This window comes from Streptomyces sp. CO7, assembly GCF_053474865.1.
This window is the reverse complement of the sequence record NZ_JBRIOU010000003.1, coordinates 22,876-24,072: the sequence shown is the minus strand read 5'-3', so window position 1 is coordinate 24,072 and position 1,197 is coordinate 22,876. Positions and strand designations below refer to the sequence as shown.

Genomic DNA, 1,197 nt, shown 5'->3' with positions numbered 1-1,197 from the left:
GCCAAGGACCACTGACGGCACCGCCGGCACCGCCGGCACCGACGACCTCCCGTCCCCGCCGGACACCCTCGGGGACCACGCCACAGCACCACCGGGCCCGCGCGATCGAGACCACCGGGCGGCCCTGGTCACCGTCCGCCCCGCCGGACGCCTGACAGCCCCAGGCCGCTGTCCCCGGGGGCCGGGGGCGCGCGGAACCACCGGGGGACCCGGGACTCCGCGCCGGCAGCCGCGGACGGACGGGCACCCCGGTCGCACCGGCGGCGTCGCCGCCCCACACGTCCGCCACTGCGGCAGGGGCGCGTGCCCGGCGAGGGCGCGGCCCGGCACCGGGATCCGCAGGACGCACCGGCGGCCGGCCGAGGCTCGGCCCGGGCCCCTGGGGAACCCCCGAGGAGACACCCCGGGCCCCCGGCGACGTCGCCGGGGGCCCGGGTCCGCTCAGCGGCGGCGGTGAATGGGGGCGCGACCGCGCCCGGGCATGCCGAAGGGCGCCGGAGCGGAGAGGAGGCGCTCCGGCGCCCTTCGGCCCAGGGACGGGCGGGTCAGAGGATTCCCGCGCCCGTTCCTGCCCCGGCGAGAGCGATCAGCGCCAGGACGGTGTCGATCGCACCGAGGACGACCGCGACCAGCGCGGGCCACCCCGCGCTCGCGCCCTTCCAGGTGCGTCCCATCGCGAGCCAGCCGCACACGACCGCCGCCGGGCCGAGGATGATCCCGGCGACGAAGAGTCCGGCGACCGCGCAGACGACTCCGATGATCGCGAGCGTCGCGCTGTCCAGCCCGGTCCGTGACGAGCTCACGCCACGTGAGCGGGGGTGCCTGCGCGCGCCTTGTCCGAAGCCGGCCATATCAACTCCCTTGCACCCTCTGCCTTGTAGGGGCGCCTATCGGGTTCACTGTTCGGATTGCCCGCAAAGGGCGTGCCATTTATGCCAGTTACGGCTTTCCGGCGACCGGGCCGGTCTCCTAGGGTTCCCCCCGATGACGACCTCGCCGACCCGTCCCGCCTTCGGGCCGCCCCGTCGCGGCCTGCGGCGGAGAGCGGCCCACGCCCTGCCCGCCCTCGCGGTGGTCTTCGCCCTGCTGACCACCTCCGGCTGGGCCGCGCTCCCCGGCCACCGGCAGGCCGGCGCGCTCGCCGCGGATGTCGCGGCGTGGGGGCGCGGCCGGATCGACGGCCGGCCGCTGCCCGAC

General features: G+C 77.6%; 1 protein-coding gene and 1 pseudogene. One reads left to right on the top strand and one right to left on the bottom strand.

Annotated elements, in window-relative coordinates; all coding sequences use genetic code 11:
* Window positions 1-545: 545 nt before the first annotated feature.
* Window positions 546-851 carry a small hydrophobic protein gene (locus ACOV8S_RS09945; protein WP_382557902.1) on the bottom strand — a complete coding sequence of 102 codons (306 nt, stop codon included), beginning with the start codon at window positions 849-851 and terminating at the stop codon, window positions 546-548.
* A gap of 133 nt (window positions 852-984) precedes the next feature.
* On the opposite strand from ACOV8S_RS09945, the pseudogene ACOV8S_RS09940 reads away from it, so the two are divergent.
* Window positions 985-1,197: pseudogene (locus ACOV8S_RS09940) on the top strand (hypothetical protein); the annotation flags it as partial.

What these genes read in the sequence shown, in the direction of transcription:
- ACOV8S_RS09945 (WP_382557902.1), bottom strand. Translation starts at nt 851, where the DNA reads ATGGCCGGCTTCGGACAAGGCGCGCGCAGGCACCCCCGCTCACGTGGC.